This window comes from Kordiimonas sp. (assembly GCF_048260245.1).
Taxonomy (GTDB): domain Bacteria; phylum Pseudomonadota; class Alphaproteobacteria; order Sphingomonadales; family Kordiimonadaceae; genus Kordiimonas.
In genome coordinates, this window is sequence record NZ_JBLXGZ010000027.1 from 47,670 (window position 1) to 55,233 (window position 7,564).

The 7,564-nt window shown below is 56.4% G+C and carries 8 protein-coding genes; 3 read left to right on the top strand and 5 right to left on the bottom strand.

Annotated features, from left to right (window positions below):
• Window positions 1-35: 35 nt before the first annotated feature.
• From ACN0VM_RS13340 to ACN0VM_RS13355, 4 genes are all read right to left on the bottom strand, one after another.
• On the bottom strand, window positions 36-1,211 hold the full coding sequence (locus ACN0VM_RS13340) for a serine hydrolase domain-containing protein (RefSeq protein ID WP_417451385.1): 1,176 nt from the start codon (window positions 1,209-1,211) through the stop codon (window positions 36-38).
• A gap of 142 nt (window positions 1,212-1,353) precedes the next feature.
• A complete protein-coding gene (ppa, locus tag ACN0VM_RS13345; RefSeq protein WP_417451386.1) occupies window positions 1,354-1,884 on the bottom strand; it encodes an inorganic diphosphatase in 531 nt (176 codons plus the stop codon).
• 57 nt (window positions 1,885-1,941) lie between these two features.
• Window positions 1,942-2,880, bottom strand: a complete 939-nt coding sequence (gene ubiA / locus ACN0VM_RS13350; protein ID WP_417451393.1) for a 4-hydroxybenzoate octaprenyltransferase — start codon at window positions 2,878-2,880, stop codon at window positions 1,942-1,944.
• Window positions 2,881-3,113: 233 nt separating this feature from the next.
• Complete coding sequence (locus ACN0VM_RS13355) at window positions 3,114-3,725, bottom strand: DUF6151 family protein (RefSeq protein ID WP_417451387.1); 612 nt, start codon at window positions 3,723-3,725, stop codon at window positions 3,114-3,116.
• A gap of 93 nt (window positions 3,726-3,818) precedes the next feature.
• Here ACN0VM_RS13355 and ACN0VM_RS13360 point away from each other — a divergent pair, with 93 nt between their 5' ends.
• A complete protein-coding gene (locus tag ACN0VM_RS13360; protein ID WP_417451388.1) occupies window positions 3,819-4,451 on the top strand; it encodes a LysE family translocator in 633 nt (210 codons plus the stop codon).
• Window positions 4,452-4,454: 3 nt separating this feature from the next.
• On the opposite strand, the gene ACN0VM_RS13365 is transcribed toward ACN0VM_RS13360, so the two are convergent.
• The gene (locus ACN0VM_RS13365) at window positions 4,455-5,288 is read right to left on the bottom strand and encodes a DUF2306 domain-containing protein (protein ID WP_417451389.1); all 834 of its coding nucleotides are present in this window, start codon (window positions 5,286-5,288) and stop codon (window positions 4,455-4,457) included.
• A gap of 183 nt (window positions 5,289-5,471) precedes the next feature.
• On the opposite strand from ACN0VM_RS13365, the gene ACN0VM_RS13370 reads away from it, so the two are divergent.
• Window positions 5,472-6,491, top strand: coding sequence for an AraC family transcriptional regulator (locus ACN0VM_RS13370; RefSeq protein WP_417451390.1), 1,020 nt, complete (start codon window positions 5,472-5,474; stop codon window positions 6,489-6,491).
• A gap of 106 nt (window positions 6,492-6,597) precedes the next feature.
• Window positions 6,598-7,564, top strand: a 967-nt coding sequence (locus ACN0VM_RS13375; protein ID WP_417451391.1) for a monovalent cation:proton antiporter-2 (CPA2) family protein, incomplete at its 3' end; no start/stop codon positions are given.

Sequence of the window (7,564 nt, forward strand, 5' to 3'; positions counted from 1 at the left end):
GTGATCCACGACTGCTGCAGCCCCCTCCATCCGGATCACTCTGCCCCGGCCAGTGAAGTATATTCCCATGTCCAGGGTAGCCCCGTTGACCCTAGCACGGCTTCTACGATTTGAGGGAAAATCAGATCGCCTTTTGCTGTGTTCGACATCAACAGAACACAGTGCGCCTTCTCAATCAGGCAAACGATCAGATTGTCTGTTTTTTCATTATGCCCACCTTTAACAAAAGCACGTCCTTGAGGTCCAACCCAATTAACTGTACCAACCCCGGCAGAAAGGTTGATATCACGGTTCGCGGCATAAGGGGCCGGGTCCAGCGTCGGGAATTGATGGCGGGACGCGATGGGGAAACCAGCACCGGTCAACTGAGTAAACACGTTTCTGGAAAGTAGCTTGCCGCCTGTCAGGGCCGCAACCCAGCTTGAAAGATCATGCAACGTTGTATCCATTGACCCGGCCGCCCGCACGTTGGATTGCATATTATGCCGCAAATTGTCGCCCTCCACATTATAGCCATGGGCGAAATTGGGCTTGAAGTCATTCCGCCAGATCAAACTCGTTCGTGTCATGCCAAGGGGGGTAAAAAATCTTGCACTGAGTTCTGCTGCAGTGTCGAAGCCTGTCGCCTCTTCCACCACCCGCTGCGCGATATAATAGCCTTCGCCCGAATAACCGTAGCGCTCATCAGGCTCGAAGTAGAACTGCAGTTTCCCATCGCGGTCAAACTCCCCTTCCTGCGTGAAAAACCTGTAATTCGGCAAGCCGGTTGTATGTGACAGCAACATGCGAAGCGTCAGCTTTTCCCAGCGCGGATCGCCCTGCAGGTCGGAATAATCTTCAAGAACTGATTCCCCAGTGTATTCAGGCAAGGGCTTCGACAAATATTCACTTATCGGACGATCAAGGTCCAGCACACCCTCGTCCACGAGTTGAAGCACATAAACGGCGAACACCAGCTTGGTAAGGGACGCCGCATACATCACCGTGTCTTCATCCAGTTCTTGCGTTTCCTCCACCTTGGCGTAACCAAAGGTCTTGCGCACACGCACGCCACCGTCTTCAATGATTGCTAGGGCAAGGCCAGGCACCGAGTGCTCGGTCATCAGATCTTCAATCAGCGCTTCTGTTTGCTCTGGCAATGCGCTCGCGCCAGCGCCTATCGAAAGGCTCATCAAGGCCGCACCAGTGATCATTTTTTTTATGCTTTTCAAAACTTCCTCCTGTCGCCTGAGAGGTAAAGTCTTGGCAAGTCATGCCGTGCATACAAGATGAATAACGAGGAATATTCAGCAAAAACGCAAAAAGCCCGACCGAATTGGCCGGGCTTTTCAAATTCTGTTGCGGGAAAGCACCTTACGCGTTTTTCTCGGCCTCAATACCCTGACGGATCAGGTCGGCGGCCACTTCCGGACCTTCCCAGCCTTTGATCTTCACCCACTTGCCTTTTTCGAGATCTTTATAATGCTCGAAAAAGTGGGAAATCTGCTGAAGGAAAATCTCGGGCAGTTCCTCATAGCTTTTCACGTTACTATAGAACGGGTGCAGCTTATCGACGGGTACCATGAGAAGCTTCTCGTCCATGCCTGCCTCGTCTTCCATAATCAGAACACCAAGCGGACGGCAGCGCACAACAGCCCCGGGCATAATCGGCGTACGGTTGGCAAGCAGCACGTCGACCGGGTCGCCATCATCTGCAAGCGTATGCGGGATAAAACCATAGTTACAGGGGTAGCGCATGCTGGTGTGCATGATACGGTCGACAAACAGCGCGCCCGATTCTTTATCCAGCTCATATTTCACCGGTTCGGTACCGGCGGGTACTTCGATGATGACATTCACGTCCCAGGGAGCGTTTTCGCCAACGGAGATTTTCTTGATATCCATGGATGTTGGTCCTTGGCCTAATGGTTGGGGAGATGCCGTCGCACCACACCCGCCGGGTCAGGCTGTGAGCTGCCCAAGAATGAGCGCCACAAAGACGATCCAGCCGAATGCGATGTTCGAGCGGAAAACTTTTAAACAGAGGCCAGCATCATCAATATCGACCCGCACCACCTGTGCACCGAGGTGAATACCCGCAAGCGCGATGCCGATGTAATAGATAAATCCAAGATTGGCAAGGCTTCCCGCGACAATCAGGCCAATTATAAAAAGACTGTAAAATACAGCGAGCGCCGGTTTGGTTTTCCGCCCCAGCGTGAGCGCTGAAGATTTAACGCCGATAAGCGCATCATCTTCCTTGTCCTGATGGGCATATATGGTGTCGTAACCCAAGGTCCAGAACAGCGCACCAAAGTATAGCAACAGCGGCGCCGCCGACAATTCGCCCCGGATCGTAGCCCACCCCATAAGCGCACCCCAGTTGAAGGTCAGGCCAAGCCATGCCTGCGGCCAGCCTGTGATACGCTTCATAAACGGGTAAATGGCCACCATGACAAGGGAACCAAGGCCCACTAAAATGGCGAAAGGTCCGAGTTGCAGCAGAACAGCAAGGCCGATAAGGCACTGGAACACAAGAAACACCCACGCGCCTTTCAGGCTTACTTCGCCCGCAGGAATGGGCCGGGATTTGGTGCGTTCAACAGCGCCGTCAAAATCCCGGTCTACAATATCATTGTAGGTGCAGCCCGCGCCGCGCATGGCCAGCGCACCAATGGCGAACAAAAGAAGCAGATAGGCGTGCATGAGCGTGAAACCCGCATCCGCCGCCAGCACCAGCGACCACCAGCACGGCCACAACAGAAGCCACGCACCCACGGGCCGGTCAAGCCGGGCCAGCTTCAGGTAGGGCCGCATGGCCGCAGGCGCCTGCCGATAGACAAAGCTGCCTTCCACCGCATCAGCGGTTTTCACCACATCTTTTGAACTATTCCAGAACATGGATTTGGGCGTACGGTGAGGGCGTGCAGATGTCAAGAAAATGCCGCCCGCAGCGTCATTCCCGCGAAGGCGGGAATCCAGGCCATGGCTGTGAGCATGAGAGAGGTATGAACGAAATATACAACCGGTCATTCCCGCGAAGGCGGGAATCCATGTAATCTGGCGATCATACAGCATCAGACTGGACTCCCTTCCCTCACCGCTGTCGCGGCTCGCCGGGAGTGACCATTGAATTAGATCACCTTAGCTGCGAGGGCCTCGCGTTCAGCGTCGGTCAGCTTGATGGGTTTCCTGATCGGGCGCAGGGTGTGCTCGTCAAAAAACGGTTTCCAGCTTTTCCCGAAGCGGATGCGCCAGATCGCCATTTTGGTGAACAGCCGCATGATCATGCCCATGGTGCGCAGGCGTGAGCCGAGCGGGATGGGCGGTTTCTCAAATCCCACCGCACGCACGGGGCCAACCAGATCCACCACCGCACTTGAGGTGCCCTTGTGCCCGATACATATGGGCAGCACCCCAAGGAAAGGCATGCCCCCACGGGGGAAAGTGTTGCCAAGCGGGGTTTTGCAGCAGTCTGCATACCACCTGACCGGGCCGGTATCTGTGATGCGCACGGCTGCGAGATGCTCATGCCCCTGATGTATCTCAAAATCACGCGGGTTCATCTGGAAGATGTTGGAATATCCGCCCTCGTCCAGCATGTCATCTGCCCGGCCCAGATAATGCGCATAAGCCTGACAGGCATCGCACGGGCAGCGCACGTGGTTTGTGGAAGCAGGCGACAGGCCACGGATCATGCCGGTGACCTTGCCGCAACTACAGCTCATGGGTGCGTCAGTTGCCAATTTACCCTCCCCCAATTCAGGCTTTCAGTCTTGCGCCTTAAAGACAAACATGGCCTGATGGCAGCAGGAAGGCAATAAACAAGCGAGGCAGACGTGTCATTTGAACTTTGGTTATCATTTGCTGTCACCAGCGCCATATTGGTGGCGATCCCCGGCCCCACAGTAATGATGGTGGTGAGCTTTGCGCTAAGCCAGGGCAAACGCAGCATTCCGGCCTCCACCACCGGCGTGATGGCCGGTGACTTTACCGCCATGACCGTGTCGCTTCTGGGGGCTGGTGCCATATTGGCCGCAAGCGCCACCTTGTTCACGCTCATCAAATATATCGGGGCGGCATACCTTGTGTGGCTTGGTCTCAAGATGTGGCGTGGCGCCAAGGCGGGTGAGGCGCTGCCGGAGGCTTCAAAAACCCTTGGGCGGGACCGGCACGTATTCTGGCGCTGCTACATCGTCACCGCGCTAAACCCCAAGGGGATGGTGTTTTTCACTGCCTTCCTGCCACAGTTTATCGACCCCACCGCCGCGCTGCTGCCTCAGTTTGCCCTGCTTGAGGCTACCTTCATCGGCCTTGCCGGGCTGAATACCGTGATGTGGGCCATGACAGCGGGCAGCCTGCGGGCCCGGTTTGAAAGACCCGGTTTCCGCGCGACTGTGGACCGCGTTGGCGGCAGCTTTTTGATTGGTGCGGGTATCCTCACCGCCGCAAGCCGCCGCGCCGCGTCATAAGCGCTAGAATATACGCGGTATCCATAACCCCGCGCTGACAACAGCGATGCCAAAGGCCATCAAACCGGTCATCACAAAGACAAGCCCGGCCACATGCGGCCGCATGGCTTTGTTCTGGGGGCGTTCGGCACGGAAATACACCTCAAGCACCAGAAGCGGCAGCAGATACTGCGCAAAAGCGGTGATATAGAGGAACGGACCGGAGAAGGTCTCCGCGTCGATCCCGATACCGCCGGTGGCGGCAAACCAGCCGAAGATCATGAGCCGCAGGAACCACACGGCACTCACCACCATGAAAAGCCTGAGCGCCCAGCGCCGGTGCGCGGCAAAATCGCGCTGACGAGCATACTTGTAGGCGAGATAGGCGAACACCACCACCAACACACCATCGAGCGTGAGCGCGACATCCTGAATAAACGAGCCGATAACCCGCTCGCGCGACCACACGAGGTAAGCCCCCGCAATGCTGACTGCCACGGACGCCACCATGTAGAACCGACCCGCCCATCGGTGCAGGCGCGGGGCTTTTGCGCGAATAGCGGGAATAAGCTGTAGCTGCCCGGCGGCAATAATAAGCCCGGCCACCAAAATATGGGTCACGATGGCAATATTGCCCACCGTATCTCCCTCAACATAACCATTGGGCAGGTGGGTATCGGCGAAACCGGCCACACCGCCGTTCACAAAGCGGGTGCCGTAAAAGCCCATGATGTATAATACGAACAGCCACTGGCCGATGGCCGTGACCACAAACCATGTTTTGGCGGAAAGGGAGAGCCAGTTGCGGGCGCGTTTTGGCGGTGCCGCGACAGGCTGTGCGGAAGCGTAATCTGTCATGTTGTTTCCTCGCGTCTTTGCCGGTCTGCGCCGGCACTTTATTATATCTTTTCGATATAACCAGAGATATGCATCCCAGCCCATGACTGCAAGGATCAAAAATTTGGCTTTTGGTATCATGCACGGCTAAGGTAGCGGTCCAAGCGCACGAGAGAGGCGCATATGCATAGCGAGGGAAAACAGATGATAGGGACAGTTTCTGCAGGGCTTGCGCAGTCGCTCCTGAGTTTCGCAATTTCAAAAGGGGCTGATAAAGATGCACTTCTGGCGGCAGCAGATATAGCCCCTGCGCTCTTGCTCAACCCTGACAACCGGGTACCACTTGATAATTACCGCACCCTTATGCGCACCGCGAAGCACATGTGCGGCGACCCTGCGCTTGCGCTTGAGTTCGGCGCCGCAGAGCCGATCGAGCGGCATTCTGTTGTTGGGCTGATATGCCACTCTGCTGCAACCATGGGCGAAGCGTTCATGCAAATGAGCCGCTATGCCCGGCTGGTGATTGATGTGGAAAGCGGCGGCAAGGCACGCTTCAACCTCGCTCAGCTTGAAAGCGGTGTGTGGATCGAGGACAACCGGCCTGAACCCAATGAGTTCCCGGAGTTGAGCGAAAGCACCTTCGCCCGCTTTGTGTGTGATTACCGCCGCCATTTTGGTGATGCACCCTTCGCGCAGGAAATTCATGTCACACACCCGCGCCCCGACCATGTAGAAGCCTATGACCGCATTTACCGCGTGCCGGTGCATTTTGGCGCTGACCGTAACGCCATCCGCATTGACCCCACATGGCTCGGTGTCGAAATCCAGCCCACCAACCGCTATATGTTTGGCGTGTTGAGCAATATGGCCGACGCCCTGATGAAAAAGCTGGAAGGCGCTTCGAGCGTGCGCGGCCGGGTAGAAAATACGCTGCTACCGCTCCTTCACACCGGCGAAGTGAGCATGGATGACATTGCGGTACAGCTGAACATGAGCCGCCAGACGCTGTACCGCAAGCTGCGTGCGGAAGGCATCAACTTTGAGACGCTTCTGGATGAGCTTCGCCACACCATGGCCCTACATTATCTGAACGGGGAGCAGGTATCCGTGAACGAAACCGCCTATCTTGTGGGTTTTTCTGAAGCCAGCAGCTTCTCCCGCGCGTTCAAACGCTGGACCGGGCAAAACCCAAGTGAGCTCAAAGCACAGCAAAAGATAGCGTGAGCTAACCACAACATCCCTGTTTACCTGCGAGCAGGCAGGCACTAGACTATACCCATCCGCTAAGTCACCCTGCTAACTCACGCTGGTAAAAAGGGTTTTCACCGCCATGCACCAAGATGCCATGCTCATTGAAATCCTTGCCCTTATGGCCGTCGCCGTGTTGTCTGCAACGATTTTTGCCCGCCTTGGCTTCGGCGCCATCCTTGGCTATCTGGTGGGCGGCATGCTCATTGGCCCATGGGGGCTTGGCCTCATTCACGACCCGACCCAGATCGCCCATCTTGGCGAATTTGGTGTGGTGTTCCTGCTGTTCCTGATCGGTATTGAACTGAAACCCGCCCGGCTGTGGGTGATGCGGCGACAGGTATTTGGCCTTGGCTCTGCACAATTACTGCTCACCGGCGCTGTGCTCTCTTTCATCGCTTACGCCGCCCTGCCACTTGAGCCCGCCACCGCTGCGCTGGTCGGTTTGGGGCTTGCGCTTTCCAGCACGGCATTCGGCATCCAGTTGCTTGCAGCTAAAAACCAGCTTTCCAGCCAATGGGGCCGCGCGGGTTTCTCCATTCTGTTGCTGCAGGATCTGGCCGTCGTCCCATTGCTGGCGCTGGTCCCCTTGCTGGCAAAGGGGGAAGCCACGGTCGGGGCATCGCTCGGCCTCGCGATCCTTGAGACAATGGCCATCCTCGCGGGCGTCGTTATTGCCGGAAGACTGGCGATTAACCCGCTTTTTCGCATGGTAGCAGCCAACAAAACGCCTGAGGTCTTTACCGGCTTTGCCCTGCTTCTCGTCCTTGGCTTTGGCTGGTTCATGGAGAGCATCGGCCTGTCGATGGCGATGGGTGCCTTTATCGCCGGGCTTTTGATGTCGGAAAGCGAATTCCGTCATCAGGTAGAAGTGGATATCATGCCGTTCCGCGGGCTGTTGCTTGGCCTCTTTTTTATGGCGGTCGGCATGGGGATAAATTTCGGTGCACTGGCCACACAGACATGGCTCATTCTGGCCATGCTGGCGGGTTTGTTAACGGTAAAAGCCGTTATTATCACAGCGCTTGTGCGCCTTATGGGCTACACCG